Origin of the sequence: Megasphaera sp. MJR8396C (assembly GCF_001546855.1) — a bacterium.
Taxonomy (GTDB): domain Bacteria; phylum Bacillota; class Negativicutes; order Veillonellales; family Megasphaeraceae; genus Megasphaera.
Window position 1 is genome coordinate 1 of the sequence record NZ_KQ958209.1, and the last position, 21061, is coordinate 21061.

At 51.0% G+C, this 21061-nt stretch carries 14 protein-coding genes; 2 read left to right on the plus strand and 12 right to left on the minus strand.

Features of this window, described 5'->3' with window-relative positions:
- From HMPREF3201_RS10580 to HMPREF3201_RS10620, 9 genes are all read right to left on the minus strand, one after another.
- The coding region (locus HMPREF3201_RS10580; RefSeq protein WP_231726844.1) for a GTP-binding protein at positions 1-252 on the minus strand (252 nt) is incomplete at its 3' end.
- Between the two features lie 38 nt (positions 253-290).
- The gene (gene fusA / locus HMPREF3201_RS10585) at positions 291-2363 is read right to left on the minus strand and encodes an elongation factor G (RefSeq protein ID WP_062413030.1); all 2073 of its coding nucleotides are present in this window, start codon (positions 2361-2363) and stop codon (positions 291-293) included.
- A gap of 39 nt (positions 2364-2402) precedes the next feature.
- Positions 2403-2873: a 30S ribosomal protein S7 gene (gene rpsG / locus HMPREF3201_RS10590; protein ID WP_062413031.1), complete on the minus strand. Its 471-nt coding sequence runs from the start codon at positions 2871-2873 to the stop codon at positions 2403-2405.
- A gap of 55 nt (positions 2874-2928) precedes the next feature.
- Positions 2929-3300, minus strand: a complete 372-nt coding sequence (gene rpsL / locus HMPREF3201_RS10595) for a 30S ribosomal protein S12 (protein WP_044505178.1) — start codon at positions 3298-3300, stop codon at positions 2929-2931.
- Positions 3301-3380: 80 nt separating this feature from the next.
- Positions 3381-3626: a ribosomal L7Ae/L30e/S12e/Gadd45 family protein gene (locus HMPREF3201_RS10600; RefSeq protein ID WP_062413032.1), complete on the minus strand. Its 246-nt coding sequence runs from the start codon at positions 3624-3626 to the stop codon at positions 3381-3383.
- A 243-nt stretch (positions 3627-3869) separates the two neighbouring features.
- Positions 3870-8120 (minus strand): DNA-directed RNA polymerase subunit beta', encoded by a 4251-nt coding sequence (gene rpoC, locus HMPREF3201_RS10605; protein WP_062413033.1) that lies wholly within the window; start codon positions 8118-8120, stop codon positions 3870-3872.
- Between the two features lie 26 nt (positions 8121-8146).
- A complete protein-coding gene (rpoB, locus tag HMPREF3201_RS10610; RefSeq protein ID WP_062413034.1) occupies positions 8147-11905 on the minus strand; it encodes a DNA-directed RNA polymerase subunit beta in 3759 nt (1252 codons plus the stop codon).
- A gap of 242 nt (positions 11906-12147) precedes the next feature.
- Positions 12148-13404, minus strand: coding sequence for a tyrosine--tRNA ligase (gene tyrS, locus HMPREF3201_RS10615; RefSeq protein ID WP_062413035.1), 1257 nt, complete (start codon positions 13402-13404; stop codon positions 12148-12150).
- A gap of 95 nt (positions 13405-13499) precedes the next feature.
- Positions 13500-15410, minus strand: coding sequence for a fructose-bisphosphatase class III (locus tag HMPREF3201_RS10620; RefSeq protein ID WP_062413036.1), 1911 nt, complete (start codon positions 15408-15410; stop codon positions 13500-13502).
- A gap of 377 nt (positions 15411-15787) precedes the next feature.
- On the opposite strand from HMPREF3201_RS10620, the gene gdhA reads away from it, so the two are divergent.
- Positions 15788-17137, plus strand: coding sequence for an NADP-specific glutamate dehydrogenase (gdhA, locus tag HMPREF3201_RS10625; protein ID WP_062413037.1), 1350 nt, complete (start codon positions 15788-15790; stop codon positions 17135-17137).
- A 107-nt stretch (positions 17138-17244) separates the two neighbouring features.
- On the opposite strand, the gene HMPREF3201_RS10630 is transcribed toward gdhA, so the two are convergent.
- The 3 genes from HMPREF3201_RS10630 to HMPREF3201_RS10640 are packed head-to-tail and all read right to left on the minus strand — an operon-like array spanning position 17245 to position 20184.
- Positions 17245-18420 carry an amidohydrolase gene (locus HMPREF3201_RS10630; RefSeq protein WP_062413038.1) on the minus strand — a complete coding sequence of 392 codons (1176 nt, stop codon included), beginning with the start codon at positions 18418-18420 and terminating at the stop codon, positions 17245-17247.
- A gap of 18 nt (positions 18421-18438) precedes the next feature.
- On the minus strand, positions 18439-19386 hold the full coding sequence (locus HMPREF3201_RS10635) for an AEC family transporter (RefSeq protein ID WP_062413039.1): 948 nt from the start codon (positions 19384-19386) through the stop codon (positions 18439-18441).
- A gap of 15 nt (positions 19387-19401) precedes the next feature.
- On the minus strand, positions 19402-20184 hold the full coding sequence (locus HMPREF3201_RS10640; RefSeq protein WP_062413040.1) for a carbon-nitrogen family hydrolase: 783 nt from the start codon (positions 20182-20184) through the stop codon (positions 19402-19404).
- A 167-nt stretch (positions 20185-20351) separates the two neighbouring features.
- Here HMPREF3201_RS10640 and HMPREF3201_RS10645 point away from each other — a divergent pair, with 167 nt between their 5' ends.
- Entirely contained in the window at positions 20352-21014 is a 663-nt protein-coding gene (locus HMPREF3201_RS10645; RefSeq protein WP_062413041.1) for a uracil-DNA glycosylase, read from the plus strand.
- Positions 21015-21061 lie beyond the last annotated feature (47 nt).

The window sequence follows — 21061 nt, forward strand, 5'->3', positions numbered from 1 at the left end:
GCCCGGGCAGTCAACGTGTGCATAGTGACGGTTGTCTGTTTCATATTCAACGTGTGCGGTGTTGATTGTAATACCACGTTCACGTTCTTCCGGAGCCTTGTCGATATCGGCATAGTCTTCGAATTTAGCGTAGCCTTTTTCAGCCAAAACTTTGGTGATGGCTGCCGTCAATGTCGTTTTGCCGTGGTCGACGTGACCGATCGTGCCAATGTTGACATGCGGTTTGGTTCTTTCAAAATGTTCTTTAGCCATTTGTTGTTCCTCCAGTGTGATTTAAATTATATTAGGCATTAGCCTTTTTCACTGATGACTTTTTCAGCTACGTTCTTAGGAACTTCTTCGTAGTGGTCAAAGGTCATCGTATAAACGCCACGGCCCTGCGTACGGGAACGCAAATCCGTTGCATAGCCAAACATTTCTGCCAGCGGTACGAAGGCGTTGATATGTTCTGCACCGGAGCGCATTTCCATACCTTCGACACGACCACGGCGGGAGTTGAGGTCGCCGATGACGTCGCCCATGTATTCTTCAGGAACGACAACTTCGACTTTCGTGTACGGTTCGAGGAGAACCGGATCGGCTTTGCGGGCGCCTTCTTTAAAGCCCATAGAACCTGCGATCTTGAAGGCCATTTCCGAGGAGTCGACTTCATGGTAGGAGCCGTCATATACGGCAACTTTGATGTCAACCATCGGGAAGCCTGCCAAAACGCCAGTTTCCATTGCTTCTTTAACACCGGCTTCAACAGAACCGATATATTCCTTAGGAATAGCGCCGCCAACGACTTTGTTTTCAAATTCGTAGCCTTTGCCCTGTTCCTGCGGAATGAGTTCGAGCCAGCAGTCACCATACTGACCACGGCCGCCGGACTGACGTTTGAAGAAGCCGCGGGATTTGATTTCTTTGCGAATCGTTTCGCGATAAGCAACCTGCGGTTTACCGACGTTGCAGTCTACTTTGAATTCGCGGGACATACGGTCGACGATGATATCCAAATGGAGTTCGCCCATACCGGAGATGATGGTCTGACCCGTTTCAGCATCGGTCTTAACTTTGAAGGTTGGATCTTCTTCAGCCAGACGAGCCAGGGCAATGCCCATTTTTTCCTGGTCAGCTTTGGTCTTCGGTTCAACAGCGACAGAAATAACCGGATCCGGGAATTCCATCTTTTCGAGGATGATCGGATTCTTTTCATCGCAGAGCGTATCGCCTGTCGTCGTATCTTTCAAACCTACGATGCCGCCGATATCACCGGTATAAGCTTCCTGAACTTCTTCACGGTGGTTAGCGTGCATACGAAGGATACGGCCGACACGTTCTTTTTTGCCCTTCGTCGAGTTGTAAACATAGGTGCCCGACTGGAGGGTACCGGAGTAAACTCGGAAGAAGGCCATCTTGCCAACGAAGGGGTCAGCCATGATCTTGAAGGCCAAGGCAGACAAAGGAGCCTTGTCATCAACAGCACGGGTTTCTTCTTCATCGGTGTCGGGGTTGGTGCCTTTAACAGCCGGAATATCCAGCGGCGACGGCATGTAATCGACGACAGCGTCGAGAAGCATCTGAATCCCTTTGTTCTTGTAAGCAGAACCGCAGAGGACCGGGAACAATTTGTTCGTGCAGACGCCCTTACGGATAGCTACTTTCAATTCGTCGACGGAGATTTCTTCGCCTTCGAGGTATTTCATCATGAGTTCTTCATCGGTATCGCAAACAGCTTCAACCATGATGTCATGATATTTTTTTGCTTCTTCTAATTCGTCTTCCGGGATGTCAACGATTTCGATTTCTTTACCGAGAGCATCATCATAGATTTCAGCTTTCATGGTAATGAGGTCGATAATACCGCTGAATGTCGATTCAGCACCGATCGGGAGCTGAATAGCGACGGAATTGGCCTGAAGACGGTCTTTCATCATTTCGACAACGTTCAGGAAGTCAGCACCGGTCGTATCCATCTTATTGACGAATGCGATACGGGGAACATGATAATGTTCAGCCTGACGCCATACCGTTTCCGACTGCGGTTCTACGCCGCCCTTAGCGGAGAAAACAGCAACAGCACCGTCGAGTACGCGCAGGGAGCGTTCAACTTCAACCGTGAAGTCAACGTGCCCCGGAGTATCGATGATGTTGATGCGGTGATCTTTCCAGTGAGCTGTCGTAGCAGCAGACGTGATCGTAATACCGCGTTCCTGTTCCTGAGCCATCCAGTCCATGGTAGCAGCGCCGTCATGAACTTCGCCGATTTTATGAACTCGGCCGGTGTAGAACAGAATACGTTCGGTTGTCGTGGTTTTACCAGCATCGATGTGAGCCATGATGCCAATGTTTCTCGTTTTTTCCAAAGAAAATTCTCTTGGCACGGTTTTTTCCACTCCTCAAAAAATAATAAATATCGTAAATTACCAACGATAATGAGCGAAAGCTTTGTTAGCTTCTGCCATTTTATGAGTATCTTCCTTTTTCTTGATAGCAGCGCCTGTGTTGTTGAAAGCGTCCATCAATTCGCCAGCGAGCTTTTCTTTCATCGTACGTTCGCCGCGCTGACGGGCATAGCCGACAGTCCAGCGGATACCGAGGGACAAGCGACGGTCTGCACGTACTTCAACAGGAACCTGGTAGTTAGCACCGCCGACACGACGAGCACGGACTTCCAGGACAGGCATAACGTTGTTGAGAGCCTGTTCAAATACTTCCAAAGGATCTTTATTCATTTTCGAACGGATGATGTCGAAAGCATCGTAAACGATGGTTTCAGCGACACCTTTTTTGCCGTCCAACATAACTTTGTTGATGAAGCGCGTTACCAATTTGGAATGGTACACCGGATCCGGCAGCACATCACGCTTCGCAACGGGGCCTTTTCTTGGCATGTCTAATTCCTCCTCTATATTGTGTATGTCATCTGTTTCATCTTAATGGTAAATCTTACTTACCTTTTTTTGCGCCGTATTTCGAACGGGACTGCTGACGATCTGCAACGCCAGCTGTATCCAAAGCACCGCGGACGATATGATAACGTACACCAGGAAGGTCTTTGACACGACCGCCTCTGATTAATACAACACTGTGTTCCTGTAAATTGTGACCAATGCCAGGAATATAAGCTGTTACTTCGATAGAGTTCGTCAAGCGAACACGGGCAACTTTACGCAGAGCCGAGTTAGGTTTCTTCGGCGTAGCAGTGTATACACGAGTGCAGACACCACGTTTCTGCGGGCTGTTTTTCAAAGCCGGCGCATTCGATTTGGTTAAAGCAACCTGACGTCCTTTACGAACTAATTGGCTGATTGTTGGCATGTGGGCACCTCCTCTCCAAACAATTAGATTTATAATGTAATCATCAACGAGCAGAGCTCATAAGATGATATTACCAAAAGTTATTTCAACAAGCCTACGGCCGCAGCCTTTACTTTGATATGGCAGGCCACTCCCAGCTCTGCCATGGTATACGTGCGGTCGACAGGAATGTGCGCCCCTTCAGATGCTTCTACAAGCGGCGCTACGACTTGCTCATCGCAGTCCTTGGCGATGTACAAGTGTGTGACTTCGTTTCGTTTCATTGCCTTCAAGGTTTGCTTGGCCCCCACAGTTTTGCGGACACCGGCAGCGACATCTAAGCTCACGAAACCTCACTCCTTACGTCTTGCAAATTAGGCGCAATGCACGCATTGCGACACTTAGATATTTTATCATCATGGTAATTATCTGTCAATGCGTTTTTTGGTAAAAACTGCGTAACCAGTACATCTTTTATTACACTCTCCCGTGTGTTTCATATTCTTTCTGAGCCACTCCAAGCAGGTCAAAATCAGGACGCTCTGTCAAAAATAAAAAAGAAGCCCTCTTGCGAGGGCTCCCTTTCTCTCTTAGTGTCCGGCTTCCGGTGCTTCGACAGCACTTTCAGGGGCATCTACGGGATTTCCGTCTTCGTCTTCATAGCTGATGGACGGGACGGTCTTTACTACTTTTACTTTACGGTAGCGGCTCATGCCGGTCCCGGCCGGGATGAGTTTACCGATAATGACGTTTTCTTTGAGGCCTAAGAGCGGATCGATCTTACCCTTAATAGCGGCATCGGTCAGGACACGAGTCGTTTCCTGGAAGGATGCAGCCGACAGGAAGGAATCCGTTGCCAGTGCGGCCTTGGTGATACCGAGGAGCATCGGTTTGCCGATGGCGGTCTTGCCGCCGTTGTTAGCGATGCGCTTATTCATATCTTCAAAGATATTGACGTCGATATAATCGCCCGGCAATACATCTGCATCTCCGGATTCTTCAATCTTCATCTTGCGCAGCATCTGGCGAACGATGACTTCGATGTGCTTATCGTTGATACCAACACCCTGTGATTTGTATACCTTCTGTACTTCGTATACCAGGTAGCGCTGTGTTGCTTCGACGCCCTGGATACGCAGGATATCGTGGGGGTTGATGGAGCCTGCCGTGATACGGCTGCCCTTTTCGATGACATCGCCTTCGTGTACGACGAGGTGCGAACCGAAGGGGATCGTGTAGCTCCGTTCTTCGCCATCTTTCGAGAGGACGTGAACGATGTTGATGTCGTGATGGTCTTCTTTTTCTGTAATCGATACGGTACCGCTGATTTCCGTGACGATAGCGTTGCCCTTCGGCTTACGAGCTTCAAACAATTCTTCGACACGAGGAAGACCCTGGGTAATATCGCCGGCCGATGCAACACCGCCGGTATGGAAGGTACGCATCGTCAGCTGTGTACCCGGTTCCCCGATGGACTGGGCTGCAATGGTGCCGACCGATTCGCCGACATTGACCTTGCCGCCAGTACCGAGGTCGCGGCCATAGCACTTAGCACAGACACCGTAACGGCTGTGGCAGGTAAGGACGCTGCGGATGCGGACGGTATCGTAATATTTAGCAATTTCTTTCGCCTGATCGGCCATGATTTCTTCATTGAGGGCCACGATGACGGCACCCGTTTCCGGATTGACCAGGGTTTCAGCGGCCGTACGGCCTTCGATTCGTTCTTCGAGCGGTTCAATGACGCCGTTGCCTTCGACGATGGCCGTGACTTCTACGCCGCGGATATCGTTGTTGCGGGCTTTGACTTCTTTGACGTCGCTATTGAGGATGCGATCGATAGCGTCTTCCGTAAGCGGCGTTCCTTTGGCGCAGATTTCAATGCCATTGGAATCGATGACGGCTTCTTCGATGGTCTTGCCGAGCATGTTTTCCGCCATGGATTTGCGGATCGCTGCCCGGAACCCTTCTTCCGGAGCGCCGAGGGAAACCGTTTCGATGACGTTGGTATGATTGAGGTCATCGTTGATATCCATCTGGCTGCCGCGGAGATAGAGTTTCGGAATCTGGTGTTCAATGATCGTGTCCATGTCGTCGTTGGTCAGGAGGTGTTCTGCTTCAAATACAGCTTCACCCGTTTCCGGATCGATGGCTTCGCGGGCGAGAACCCGGCCAATCAGTTTATCGCGAAGGAGGTTGACAGCCTGGCGGCAGGAGCTTGCCAAGCGGGCCCGTTCGCGGACGAGATCGATGCCGAATACGTCGCAGTCGTCTTCGCGGACGATGACATCCTGGGAGACGTCGACGAGACGGCGGGTCAGGTAACCCGAGTCAGCTGTACGGAGAGCCGTATCGGCCAAACCTTTACGGGCGCCGTGAGACGAGGTGAAGTAGTCCAGTACGGACAGGCCTTCACGGAAGTTTGCCTTGATCGGCAAGTCGATGATACGACCCGACGGGTCAGCCATCAGACCACGCATACCGGCAACCTGACGAATCTGCTGTTTATTACCACGGGCACCGGAGTCAGCCATCATGAAGATGGAGTTGAACGGGTCCATGTTATCCATCATGACTTCCGTAACGTCGTCGGTCGCTTTTTCCCAAATAGCACAAGTCTTGCGATACCGTTCATCTTCCGTAATGAGACCGCGCTGATACATCTTGGATACGTTCTGTACCTGTTTGTCAGCAGCGCCGAGGATATCCCATTTTTCTTCCGGAATCTGAATGTCCGAAATCGCGATGGACATACCGGCCTGACGAGCGTAGTGGTAGCCGATAGCTTTAATATTATCGAGAAGTTCTGCCGTCTTAGTGTTGCCAAAGAGGTGGAAGCAGGCATCGACAAGTTTGCCGATTTCCTTCTTGCTCATGAGGACGCCGAGGCAATCGACGTCGACATATTCCTTGCCTTCTTTGAAAGCTGCGACAGCATCTTTATCAATCTTATGTTTCGGAAGCTGGCGGACGGCCATGAGGTCGACGCCGAAAGCTTCTTTCAACTGGGAGAAACCGTAATCCAGGATCTGACCGTTTTCATCTTTGACTTTGATGAAGTGCGTCCAGTCGATGATGCCGTTTTCGTAAGCAAATACGGCATCCTTCGGATCGTCGAATACCATGACCTTATCCGTATGGAAGAGGCGCAGCGGTTCGTAGATCTGGTAGTTGTACAGGAGCTTACCTGCCGTCGTTTCGATGAGGCCGTGGCCCGGAATGCGGACCTTGATCAAGGCTTCGATATCGATGACTTTGGCATCATAAGCCAGCATGACTTCATCGTAATCGGAGAAGATCTTGCCTTCACCCTTGGCAGACGGTTTAACCAAGGTCAGGTAGTAAGCACCGAGAACCATGTCCTGCGTCGGAACAGCAACCGGCTTGCCGTCTTTCGGAGCCAGGATGTTGTGCGACGACAGCATGAGCGTCCGGGCTTCAGACTGGGCTTCTACCGACAGCGGCAGATGGCAGGCCATCTGGTCACCGTCGAAGTCGGCGTTGAAAGCCGTGCAGACCAAGGGATGGAGCTTAATGGCTCGACCTTCCCAAAGGACCGGTTCAAAGGCCTGGATGCCCAAGCGGTGCAGTGTCGGGGCACGGTTCAAGAGAACCGGATGTTCCTTGATGACGTCTTCGAGAACGTCCCAAACTTCATTGCTGACGCGTTCGACTTTTTTCTTAGCGTTTTTAATGTTGGTCGCAATTTCTTTTTCGACAAGCTTCTTCATGACGAAAGGCTTGAAGAGTTCCAATGCCATTTCCTTCGGAAGACCGCACTGGTGCATCTTCATTTCCGGACCGACAACGATAACCGAACGACCGGAATAGTCGACACGTTTACCGAGCAGGTTCTGACGGAAACGGCCCTGCTTCCCTTTCAGCATATCCGAAAGAGATTTGAGGGGACGGTTACCGGGGCCCGTAACGGGACGGCCGCGGCGGCCATTGTCGATGAGAGCATCGACGGCTTCCTGAAGCATGCGCTTTTCGTTGCGGACGATGATGTCCGGCGCACCCAATTCAAGGAGGCGGCTCAAGCGGTTGTTACGGTTGATGACCCGGCGATAGAGGTCGTTTAAGTCAGACGTTGCAAAACGGCCGCCGTCGAGCTGAACCATGGGGCGCAGTTCCGGCGGAATGACCGGAATGACGTCCATGACCATCCATTCCGGTTTGTTGCCGGAATGACGGAAGGCTTCGACGACTTCCAGACGGCGGATCGCACGGACGCGGCGCTGGCCGGAAGAATCGCGGAGTTCATCGCGCAGCTCTTTATCGAGCTGGTCGAGGTCGAGTCCCTGAAGGAGCTCTTTAATCGCAGCGGCACCCATGCCGACGCGGAATTTATCGCCGTACAAGTCGAGATACTGGCGATATTCCGTTTCCGTCATCAGCTGCTGCTTCTGGAGAGACGTATCACCGGGATCGAGGACAATGTACGAAGCAAAGTATAAGACTTTTTCCAGCGAACGGGGCGAAATGTCGAGGATCAGCCCCATCCGGCTGGGAATGCCTTTAAAATACCAAATATGAGAAACAGGTGTAGCCAATTTAATATGGCCCATCCGTTCACGACGGACTTTGGCGCGCGTGACTTCGACGCCGCAGCGATCGCAGACGACACCTTTATACCGGATACGTTTATATTTACCGCAATGGCATTCCCAGTCCTTCGTCGGCCCAAAAATGCGTTCGCAGAACAACCCATCCCGTTCCGGTTTTAATGTACGGTAATTGATCGTTTCTGGTTTCTTGACTTCCCCATGAGACCATTCGAGAATCTTTTCGGGCGAAGCAAGGCCAATCCGCATGGAATCGAATTCATTCACATCAAGCACTAATACCGCTCCCTTCTATCGACTCGTTATTCATCTTCGTCAGTAGTATCATCATCGTCAGCCTGTTCTGCTTCGGCAACGGCATCGAGGCTCATAGCACTCATGACGTCATCTTCGTCGCCGTTGGCAGCGGGTTCCTGATCGCCATCTTCACCGTTTTCATCACTGCCTTCAGCAGGTACTGCCGGAGTATCCGGACCATTTTCACCTTCCATGACGCGACGGAGTTCGTCGTTCTTTTCCGGTTCCGTTTCATCGTCTTCGTCAAGTTCCTTGATGACGACTTCATCGCCGTCTTCATTGAGGATCTGAACATCGAGGCCGATAGCCTGGAGTTCCTTGAGGAGGACCTTGAACGATTCCGGTACGCCCGGTTCCGGAATGTTTTCACCTTTGACGATCTTTTCGTAAGCCTTGACACGGCCGACGACATCGTCAGATTTAACCGTAAGCATTTCCTGGAGGGTATAGGCTGCGCCGTAAGCTTCCAGAGCCCAAACTTCCATTTCCCCGAAACGCTGGCCGCCGAACTGGGCTTTACCGCCGAGAGGCTGCTGCGTAACCAAGGAGTACGGGCCTGTCGAACGAGCATGGATCTTATCGTCGACAAGGTGATGCAGTTTCAGGAAGTATGTATAGCCGACAGTGACGCGGCGATCCATCGGTTCGCCCGTACGGCCGTCGTAGAGGACGGACTTGCCGTCACTGGGGAGACCTGCGATTTCAAGGGCATTAAATACATCTTCAGCCTGAGCGCCGTCAAAGACCGGGGTAGCAATGTGAATCCCGGCTACGTCCGGTTTCGGCATGCCGTACTTATCAAAGTCATAGCCGGCAGCACGAAGTCTTTCTTCGAGACCCGGATCCATTTCCTTGATCTGTTTGCCCAATTCATGGACAGCCCAGCCAAGGTGAGTTTCCAAAATCTGACCGATATTCATACGAGACGGTACGCCCAAGGGGTTCAGGACGATCTGGACCGGCGTGCCATCGGGCAGGAAAGGCATATCTTCCTGGCGCATGACGCGGGAGACGACACCTTTGTTACCATGACGACCGGACATCTTATCGCCTTCGTGGATCTTACGTTTCTGAGCGATGTAGACGCGGACCAGGCGAGTTACGCCAGGCGGCAGTTCGTCGTTGTTTTCACGGGAGAATACGCGAACGTTGACGACCTTGCCCGATTCGCCGTGAGGAACGCGCAGGGACGTATCACGGACTTCCCGTTCCTTGTCGCCGAAAATAGCGCGGAGGAGACGTTCTTCCGGAGTCAGTTCCGTTTCACCTTTCGGCGTAACCTTACCGACCAGTACGTCGCCAGGGAATACGTCGGCACCGATCATGATGATCCCGTTTTCATCGAGGTTTTTCGTGCTTTCTTCGCTGACATTGGGGATTTCACGGGTGATTTCTTCAGAGCCGAGTTTCGTATCGCGGGCATCGCATTCATATTCTTCAATATGGATCGAAGTATAGAGGTCGTTCTTCGGCAGTTCTTCACTGAGGAGAACGGCGTCTTCGTAGTTGTAGCCTTCCCAAGGCATGTAAGCTACGAGGATGTTGTAACCGAGGGCTAATTCGCCGCCATCGGTTGCCATGCCGTCGGCCAGGACCTGACCTTCGGTAACGACTTCGTTTTTGTAAACCAAAGGACGCTGGTTGATGCAGGTACTCTGGTTGGAGCGAACAAATTTAATCAGTTTATACGTATCAATCGAGCCGGAATCAGTACGGACTTCGATGGTATCGCCGGTAACGTGGGATACGACGCCGCTGTGTTTTGCCAGGACGCAGACACCGGAGTCGCAGGCTGCCTTGTATTCCATCCCGGTCCCGACGAGCGGAGCCTGGGTACGGAGGAGCGGTACAGCCTGACGCTGCATGTTCGCACCCATGAGGGCACGGTTGGCATCGTCGTTTTCAAGGAAGGGAATCATCGAGGTACCGACAGATACGACTTCCTTCGGCGATACGTCCATGAAGTCGACGCGGTCAGCCCGGAATTCACGAGTATCTTCACCGTGACGGCAGGCAACGCGTTCGTTGACGAAATGGCCGTCTTCGGTGAGCGGTTCGTTGGCCTGAGCAATGACGTACTGTTCTTCTTCATCGGCGGTGATATAGTAAACCTTTTCCGTTACGACGCCCGTTTCTTTGTCGACGCGGCGGTACGGAGCTTCAATGAAACCGAATTCATTGACCTGGCCGAAACAAGCCAGGGACGAAATCAAGCCGATGTTCGGACCTTCCGGCGTTTCTACCGGGCACATACGGCCATAGTGCGAATGGTGGACGTCGCGGACTTCAAAGCCTGCACGTTCACGGGACAAACCGCCGGGGCCAAGGGCACTCAGACGGCGTTTATGTGTAATTTCAGCCAAGGGATTAGTCTGGTCCATGAACTGGGACAGCTGGCTGGAACCAAAGAATTCTTTAATGGCGGCTACGACCGGGCGGATATTGATCAGGACCTGGGGCGTAATGCTTTCGGCATCCTGAATCGTCATGCGTTCGCGGACGACACGTTCCATTCGGGTGAGGCCGATACGGAACTGGTTCTGGAGGAGTTCGCCGACGCAGCGCAGACGGCGGTTGCCCAAATGGTCGATATCGTCGACAGTGCCAAAACCATCCATCAAATTGAGGAGGTAGCCGATATGAGCGATGATATCTTCGCGGGTAATCGTCCGATGGTCATAAGGCAGGTCGCTGTTATTGCAAATAATCTTATAGACAGAGCCATCCTGCTTTTCAACGAAGGCTTCTACCAAACCGCCGCCATCACCGAGGGGTGCATCAGCTGCGATTTCACGGTGGAAGACACCGCTTTCACGGATTTTTTCAACTTCTGCCGAGCCGATTTCCGTATGGGCATCGACGATGATTTCCCCCGTTTCCGGATTGACGATCGGTTCGTGAAGGGTAAGGCCGAAGAGACGGCGTTCCCAACCGAGCTTCTTACCGGCTTTATAACGACCGACACGGGCCATATCATAACGGCGCGGGTCGAAGAACAAACCTTCAAAGAGATTGCGGGCGCTTTCAACAGTCGGCGGTTCACCGGGGCGAAGTTTTTTATAAATTTCAATTAAGGCTTCGTCCTGATTTTCCGTCGTATCTTTTTCAAAAGTAGCCTTCAGGCGTTTGTCATCGAAAAAGAGATCAAGGATATCCGAATTGGACGCCCAGCCCAGGGCACGGATGAGAACCGTAACCGGAATCTTACGGTTGCGGTCAATACGGGCATAGATGATATCGTTGGCATCGGTTTCGAGTTCAATCCAGGCGCCGCGGTTCGGGATGACCGTCGAATTGTAAAGGCGGATGCCCATCGGGTCAATTTCGCGACCGTAGTATACACCCGGAGAACGAACGAGCTGGCTGACGATAACACGTTCGGCCCCATTGATAATGAATGTGCCTGTATCAGTAATCAGAGGGAAGTCACCCATGAATACTTCCTGGTCCTTAATTTCACCTGTTTCGTGGTTGACAAGACGGATTTGGACTCGGAGCGGTGCGGCATAAGTCGTATCGCATTCCTTACATTCACGAATGTCGTACTTCGGTTCCCCTAATTTAAAACCCTCAAAGGATAAAGACAGGTTGCCCGATGCATCTTCGATAGGAGAAATGTCTTTGAAGATATCTTTAAGTCCCTTTTCGAGGAACCATTCGTAGGATTTATTCTGTAAATCCAACAAATGAGGCATTTTCAAGACCTCGTTAATCTTAGCATATGTGTATCGAGTCCTTTTCCCTACTTGTACAGGTTTGAACATGCTGATTCTTCACCCCTTATAAAAAGTAAACCATTATAATCGCGCCAAGCGCGTCGTTAAGCGCTTCATAAAGCGACAAAAAAGCAAGGCTCTTAGAGACATTGAACCTTGCTTAATTTTTTGCTCACCGGAAGCGTTTCCTCCATGCATCTCATAACATCAATTGAACATTCTGCAATGAGTTATTATAGCATATAGAAAATATTCCGTCAATATTCTTTTTTAAATAATTTAGCCTGATTTTACTGCTGAACCCGGGCCAGGGTATATTTCTTTTTGCCCTTGCGGACGATGACGAATTTCCCGTTCGAGTTCTTATGGGGTTTGACGATTTCATCGACGCTGGTCACTTTGACGCCGTTGATGGTGACGGCACCGTTGGTGATGTCTTCACGAGCCTGGCGTTTCGACTTGTAAATGTTGGCATCGATGAGCCAGTTGACGACGTCCTTGTCTTCGTTGGTAACGTCGACGGTCGGCATCTTCCCGAAAGCCTGTTCCAATTCGTGTTCCGACAAGTCAGCAATGCTGCCGTGATACAGGGCTTCCGTAATATTCTGGGCTTCCTTCAAAGCTTCCGGGCTGTGGACGAAGGTCGTGACTTCTTCAGCCAGGCGGCGCTGAGCCAATCGTTTTTCCGGTTCCGTTTCAACGGCTTCGGCCAGGGCGTCGATTTCTTCTTTGCTGAGGAAGGTAAAATACTTCAGGTATTTTACGACGTCGGCGTCATCCTGATTGAGCCAGAATTGGTAGAATTCGAAGGGCGACGTCTTTTCCGGATCGAGCCAAACGGCACCGCCGGCCGTTTTACCGAATTTCGTGCCGTCCGACTTCAGCATCAAGGGGATGGTCAGGCCAAAGGCTTTAGCTTCGCTGCCATGCATCTTGCGGATCGTATCGATCCCGGCCGTAATGTTCCCCCACTGATCGGCACCGCCGATCTGAAGCTGGACGTCGTTCTTTGAAAAGAGGTGTTCAAAGTCGATGGACTGGAGGATCTGGTAAGAAAATTCAGTAAAGGAAATGCCCGCTTCCAAGCGGCTGGCAACGACTTCCTTGCTGAGCATGATGTTGACGCTGAACAGTTTGCCGTAGTCGCGGAGGAATTCCAAGAGGCCGATTTGGCTGAGCCAGTCGTAGTTATTAACAAAGGTGATATTCTCTGAATCACCGAAGAGGTGCGTGAACTGGGCTTTTAATTTTTCTGCATTGTTCTTGATGGTATCAAGGGTCTGCAGCTGCCGTTCCGTCTTGCGGCCGCTCGGATCACCGATGGTACCCGTACCGCCGCCGATGACGACGAAGGGATGATGACCGGCATTGGCAAAGCGCTTGAGCATCATGAACGGGATCAAATGCCCGATATGCATGCTGTCGCCCGTCGGATCGACGCCGCAGTAAAGAGAGATGCTCTTTTCTTCCGTCAGCTTCCGCAGCCCCTCTTCATCTGTCATCTGATTGACGGCGCCGCGCCAAGACAATTCATCAATGATATTCATCGAATTCGCTCCTTTATTATAAAAAATGATAAGATACATTTCATTATAACGAGGCCTGTCCGTTCCGTCAATGCAGATCCCCTTTAAATATTTTCTTATTGGACAGTTTTTTCTAAAATTACGCCCTGACGATACGCTTCGAGGAGAGCCTTTAAGTCGTCGATCATTTGCAGCAGCTTTTTCCCGTTATCCGTATCGCCGATCATGACCCGCTTCGGTTCCAGTTCGACCTGCGTCGATTCCGAGTCGATGTCGACATTATTCATCAAGGCCTGATAGACATCTTCAAAGGGATAGTGGGATTTGATGCGGATGCCGTGAGAATTGAAGATCAAGGTATAGCCGGCAATCCCCGTCGAGCCTTGATAGGCCTTGCAGAAACCGCCGTCGATGCAGATTTCCTTGCCTTCGGCCCGGACCGGACTTTCGCCCTTCTTGACCTTGACCGGCGTATGACCGTTGATGATATGCCCCTGAGGCGAATCGATGCCGAACTCATGGAGGATTTTAATGCATTCATCCTTATCCCGATTGAGGTGATAATAAGCATTTTGCGGTTCTTTCCACGTAGCCTCATCGACGATGTAGCTCCGTTCAAGGGTCTTTACGATACGGCCCGACACCGGCGAATCGGCGCCGCACCACAGGTACCACATGTAATCGAGGCTGTCCGTATCGCGCTGGTCATAGGCTTTACGGATCAGGTGCTCGACCTTATCCATGAAGGCTCTGCCCTTATACGGTTTGCCTTCGAGGTAAATTTCTTTAAAGCTGCCGTCCGGATTGAGGGGCAGGCCGCCATGGAATAAGAGATTATTATTCATGCAGCGGTACAGAGACCCGTGGCTGTAGAGAAAACGGATATGGCGCTGAAGGCGTTCGCTTTCGAGAAATTCCAATTGGATATCGTTCATCAATTGGTGTTCTTCCGGCGACAAGGTGTAGGGGTCCATGGGATCGACAGTGGGAAAGTCTTTCGTTTTCAGCTCATAGGTCTTGCCGTCCAAATCGACGGTGCCTTTTTCCCAATCGAATTTATGGAACAGCAGTCGGTCGTCCATATTATAGTCGGGATGGCGATAAATCGTCTGTCCTTCCAATTTAGCCACGATGACGTTGATGGCCTTTACCATCGGTTCGATGCCATCATTTTCCTTATATGTCTTCATGGCAAAGAGGGCAAAGGGCCGCAGGCTGATGCCATAACCACTTTCTAATATTTCCATATTATGGTAACGGATGTTGTTGCGCAGTACGTTGGCGATGCAGGCAAAGTTTCCGGCTGCCGCGCCCATCCAAAGGACGTCGTGATTGCCCCACTGAATGTCCAGCGAATGGTGCCCCATCAAGGTATCGACGATTTTATCGGCATGGGCCCCGCGGTCATAGATATCACCGATGATGTGCAAGTGGTCGACGGCCAGACGCTTAATGAGGGCTGCCAGGGCATAGATGAATTGGCGGGTACTGCCGGTCTCTAAAATCGTATCGAGGATCTTGCGATGATATACCAACTGATTCTGATCTTCGTCGGGCTGGGCATGGATCAATTCGTCGATGATGAAGCGGAAGGCTTCCGGCGTAGCCTTACGGACCTTAGAACGCGTATATTTAGACGACAGGAGTTTGGCCAGGTCGATCATCCGTTCCAGCGTCGTCCGGGCCCATTCGCCCGTGACTTGGCCTTCTCGATAGAGCATATTCAGTTTTTCCTTCGGGTAATAAATGAGAGTCAGTAAACTATCCTGTTCTGCCTTATCCATCTTATCCGAAAAAATCATCTCTACCTTTTCCCGGATGACGCCGGAGCAGTTATTCAAGATATGATAAAAAGCCCCGTATTCACCGTGAAGGTCACTCATAAAGTGTTCCGTCCCTTTCGGCAAATTGACGATAGCCTGTAAATTAATGATTTCTGTAAAGGTCGCAGCCTGGGTCGGATAGTCTTTCGCTAAGAGTTCCAGATACCGCAGATATTGAGCAGAATACGCATCGTAGGTCTCCATTCGAGTACCCCTCTTTTCCATATAGTATATATTGTATGATTCATTTACCCTTTATTGTATATCATCGACGTAAAAGTGACTAGATTTTTTTGGATTTTTCAACGATTTCAAAATGAGTATGAGCCGGCTTATTACATGAAGTAAAATCATGTTTCAGTTAATTTTAATGCATAGCTATGCTTTGACCTACGGTAACCCCTCTTCACCCCCTTAAAAACCCTTGAATTTTCATTATTTTTTTCGCATGACGGCATTTCGATGCCGCAATGAAAAAATATTTTCCGCATTGTGGTGTTTCCAAGACGGAAAAAACATGCTATTATGTAATCGTAGAAATCAGTTTTAGGTATAACTATTTTAAATGAGGTGACTACATTATGAACAAGTATTTGCAATCTGTTATTGAAAACGTCCGTGTCAAACATGCCAACGAGCCAGAATTCGTCCAGACGATCGAAGAAGTTTTGAGCTCCCTCGATGTTGTCGTCGAAAAACATCCGGAATATGAAAAGTACGACCTGATCAGCCGACTGGTCGAACCTGAACGGCAATTCACATTCCGCGTTGTCTGGGAAGATGACAATGGCAACTACCACACCAACACCGGCTACCGCGTCCAGTTCAACGGCGCAATCGGGCCCTACAAAGGTGGTCTCCGCTTCCAGAAAAACGTTTACTCCGGCATCATCAAATTCTTGGGCTTTGAACAGATCTTCAAAAACGCTTTGACCGGCCTTCCTATCGGCGGCGGTAAAGGCGGTTCCGACTTCGACCCGACGGGCAAGTCCGACGCTGAAATCATGCGTTTCTGCCAGAGCTACATGCAGGCATTATATCGTTACATTGGTCCCGATATCGACGTACCGGCTGGCGACATGGGCGTTGGCGGCCGCGAAATCGGCTTCCTCTTCGGTGAATATCGCCGCCTGAAAGGCAACTTCGAAAACGGCGTTCTCACTGGTAAAGGCTTCAGCTATGGTGGTTCCCTCATTCGTCCGGAAGCAACGGGCTACGGCGCTGTTTACTACCTCGAAAACGTCCTCCGCGATGACGGCCAGGATATCAAAGGCAAAACGATCGCAGCTGCAGGCTTCGGCAACGTTACCTGGGGCATCTGCAAAAAAGCTGCTGAACTCGGCGCTAAAGTCGTTACCCTCTCCGGTCCTGATGGATACATCTATGATCCCGATGGCGTAGTTACCGAAGAAAAGATCAACTACCTCCTCGAAATGCGTAACAGCGGGCGTAACCGCGTACAGGACTATGCTGACAAATTTGGCGTAGAATTCTTCCCTGGCGAAAAACCGTGGGGCCGCAAAGCCGACATCGTTATGCCGTCCGCTATGCAGAACGACGTTCACATGGAACAGGCAAAACAGATTGCTGCTAACAAAGTACGTTACTACATCGAAGTCGCCAACATGCCGACGACCAACGATGCACTTCAGTTCTTGATGGAACAAAAAGACATGATCGTCGCTCCGTCGAAAGCCGTTAACGCAGGCGGTGTTGCTACGTCGGCCCTGGAAATGAGCCAGAACAGCGAACGCCTCGTATGGACGGAAGAAGAAGTTGACGCTCGTCTCCACGAAATCATGAACACGATTTACAAAAACTGTAAAGATGCAGCTGAACGCAATGGTCTTGGCTACAACCTCGTAGCTGGCGCTAACATCGCTGGTTTCGAACGTGTTGCTGATGCAATGCTGGCTCAAGGCGTCTTCTAAGATACCTAAAACTGAATAGAGAGCCTGAAAAAGGACCTGTCACGGAAGTGGCAGGTCCTTTCTTGCGTTCCCGACGCCAGGGATAGCTGTCGAGGCTCACTTATTTGTTATACGCGGACGGCAACGTGGCCTTTAAATTCATCCATCATGGCCTGACAGCGTGTCTCATCGCTGCCCAAGAGAATGGCCAGCCGCCCCATGATTTCCGCACCGCGGACGATGATCGGTTCAATCGCAGGGTCTTTGACGGCATTGGCGATTTCAACGGAGTGTTCCGGCATGGGCACGTCGCCCAGGGCCAGATGAAGGTGCAGGGCCGGGCACTGATGGCTGACGTTGCCGACATCGGAGCTGCCGCAGTCCTTCGGCGCTTCATAGGCGATGCCCATATCGGACAAAACTTGTTCCGCCGCCTGGGTTGCCGTTTCATTCCAGACCATATTGTCGAATTTTTCCCCCATTTGACGGACGTCATACGTCGTTTCCGTAGCGATAGCCGCCCCTTCAAAGCACTTCATGACCTTCTCCACGACCGTATCCAAATAAGCCCGTTCGCTATGGCGAATACAGCATTCCACTTCAGCATAGTCGGGTACGACATTCGAAGCCCTTCCGCCGTCGACGATATACGAACCGATGCGCGTTTCCGGTCGGACATGTTGGCGCAGCATATCGATGCCGTGGAGGGCCAGCATCGCTCCATTGAGGGCATTTCGCCCATTCCAAGGTTCGCCGGCAGCGTGGGCCGTCTGGCCGTGAAAGGCAATGCGATAGTCATCAAGAGCTAAGAAATGGGAATTGGCATTGGTCTTGGTCGGCGATATGTGGACCATGACCGCCAGGTCATAGTCATGGAAAACGCCGTGCTCACACATGATGACCTTGCCGCCGCGCAATTCTTCATCAGGCGTACCGATGAGATCGACGTCGACGGGAAGGTCTTTCAAGTCTTTTAAGGCGGCAGCGGCGAGCAGACTCATAGCCCCGTTGGCCGAATGACCGCAGCCGTGGCCGACGCCGGGCAGGGCATCGTATTCGGCAAGCAGGGCAATTTTAAGAACAGCCTTAGGCGACCGGGAAACAACGGCCCGAAAGGCCGTCTTCTGTCCCGTAAAATTTTCTTCTACAGCCATGCCTAAAGCCCGGCAAGCATCAACATAGCGCTGACAGGCGTGAAATTCTTCCCCCGACAGTTCCGGATCATTAGCAATGGCATAATTCAACTGAAAGGCCTGGTCCTTATGGACATCCAGTCCCGATTTCAAAGCAGCAACAAGATTCATGACGATTAAAAGCTCCTTCTATCCGATGATAAACATGTACAAAGGGATGATGACGATACCCATGACGACGGTGATAAAGGAAACCTGCGTCGAGTAACGGACGTCGGCACCGACGGATTTGGCAACGACCGTCATCTGGGTCATGGCCGGCATGCTGGCCTGCATGGTAAAGACCTGGGCCGACATAGGCGTTACCGGAATGAAAGGCAGGAGGGCCAGGACGCAGGCCGGACAGACGAGAAACCGACCGACCAGGGCGCCGATGACGTCGCGGTCCCAGTGAACATCTGAAAGAGAGATTCCGGCCATTTCAATGCCGATGACCAGCAGCGACAACGGCGTCGCCATATTGCCGACGTATTGGAAGGACGTAAGCAGGAAATCAGGCAGTTTAATGTTGGCCAGGACAAGAGCCAGGCCGATCAAAAAGGCCATCAGAGGGGGAGAAAAGACCTTTTTAATGGTCTGCATGGAAAATAAGGGCATATTCCCCTTCCCTCCCTGGCTGTCATTGACGATATGATAGACGCCAAAGGTCCAGAACATCGTCGTATTAGCCATGTAATAGAGCATAACCGATGGCACGCTCTGCGTTCCAAAGAGGGCCAGGTTGACCGGCAGACCGATGAAAATCGTATTGGCAATGAAAAAGCAGGTGACAAATACCCCTTGCCGATCTTGACGGATGTGCAGCACTTTGGCAACAAGGCGGCCGACGATATACGCTAAGAAAATCGACGCAAAAGGCAGTATAAGATCCGGTGCAATACGAATCAACGAGTCATGCGTAAAATCCTTTTCCATTTGACAGAGCATGTACAGGGGCAGGCTGACCTTCATGACCAGCTTTGAAAAAACAGCGCTCATATTCGAGCCGAACCACCCTTTTTTTGACAGCACAACGCCAATGGCAATGATAAATAAAACCTCAAAAATTCCCTCTAACCCATGAAGTACGCCTTCCAAAAAATCGCTTCCCTTCTACAAATGGTATAACTCCGGCCGCCGATCGCGGAAGACATTGATACGGCTGCGGATATCATCGACGACAGACAAATCGATCGTTTCCGTAAGGACGGCATCGTCACTGCCGCCTTCGATCAAAACATTCCCCTGGGGATCGGCCAACAGAGAATGACCGCCAAACGTTAAACGGCCGCAGGTGCCGCAGCTATTGACCGCGGCGACGAAAAACTGGTTTTCAATCGCCCGGGCCCGATTGAGGAGTCTCCAGTGTTCCAGCCGTTCTTCCGGCCAGGCCGCCGGTACGAAGAGTACCTTGGCACCAGCTAAGGCCGCCATACGAACCCATTCGCTAAAACGGACGTCATAGCAGATAATCGAGGCCATGGTTACCCCATCGAGGGAAAACACATTGAGATCCCTTCCGGCCGTAAAAGCCTTATCCTCTTTGCCAGGCGTAAACAAATGGCACTTATCGTACGATGAAACGAGGGCGCCGTCACGGTCAACGATATAGGTCGTATTATAAATGCCATCTTCATGACGGCGGGCAATGGAACCCCCGACCAGATGGATATGATATTCTTTGGCCAAATCCTGTAAAAAAGCACGGGCCAGAGCACCTTCTTCATCGGCCTTTTCACGGATGTCGGAAGGATAAAAAGACGTATCCCATAATTCCGACAAGACGGCCACATCGGCACCGTCTGAAGCAGCCGTCTGTACATGGCGACGTGCTTGTTCAAAGTTTGCGTCCCGGTCGCCGGGGACGACCGAAAATTGAATCAGTGAAATTCGCATAATTTCAACCCCTTTCAGGACGGGTAAACAGCCATCTCGTTTGACTGTAACCGCATAGTATAAATATAAATATATTATAGTTGATGAACGGAAAAATAACAATTCCTTGCAAATCTCCGACTCCCTTGTTATAGTTAAATTACTTTAATGCGCAAAGAAGGGGTATCATGGAACAGGATCAAACGATGAAGGACTGGTTAGAAAACCTGATGACTTGCCAGGCCTGTCATCTACGACAAGAAGGCAACCGAGGTCCGACTCGGTATACCGGAAATATCACGTCGCCCTTGATGTTCGTCGGCGAAGGACCTGGCGGTGTGGAAGATGAATACGGCGTTCCCCTCGTCGGACCGTCGGGGCAGCTCCTCGACAAGGCCCTGTGGAGCGTCGGATTGACTCGGGACCGGGTCTACGTCACCAATATCGTAAAATGCCGGCCCAAAAACAATCGCACACCGACCTTAGATGAAGGCCGTCACTGTGCCGATATCCACTTAGTCAAAGAAATCGACCTGGTTCAGCCAAAGGTCATCGTCTGTTTGGGAAAAGTCGCCTTCCAGTACTTCTATGGCAAGGCCGCCAGCATCATGCGCAATCGCGGCAAGTGGTTCACCTGGCGTGGCTACCCCGTCATGCCGACGTATCACCCGGCCTTTCTCCTGCGCCAGACCGGCCACGACCTGGTCGAATCGAAATGGCAGGTCTATTACGACTTTAAAGCCGCCGTGGAAAAGGCTAAAGCCGAAAATCCGGATTATACCTACCAAAGCCCGGAAAAGACGAATCTCTTAGAACAATACACCGCCTTAAAAGAAAGCCGAAGCTTTTGATTTTAGCCAAAAAAAAATTGCCGTCACCATGACGGCAATTTTTTCAT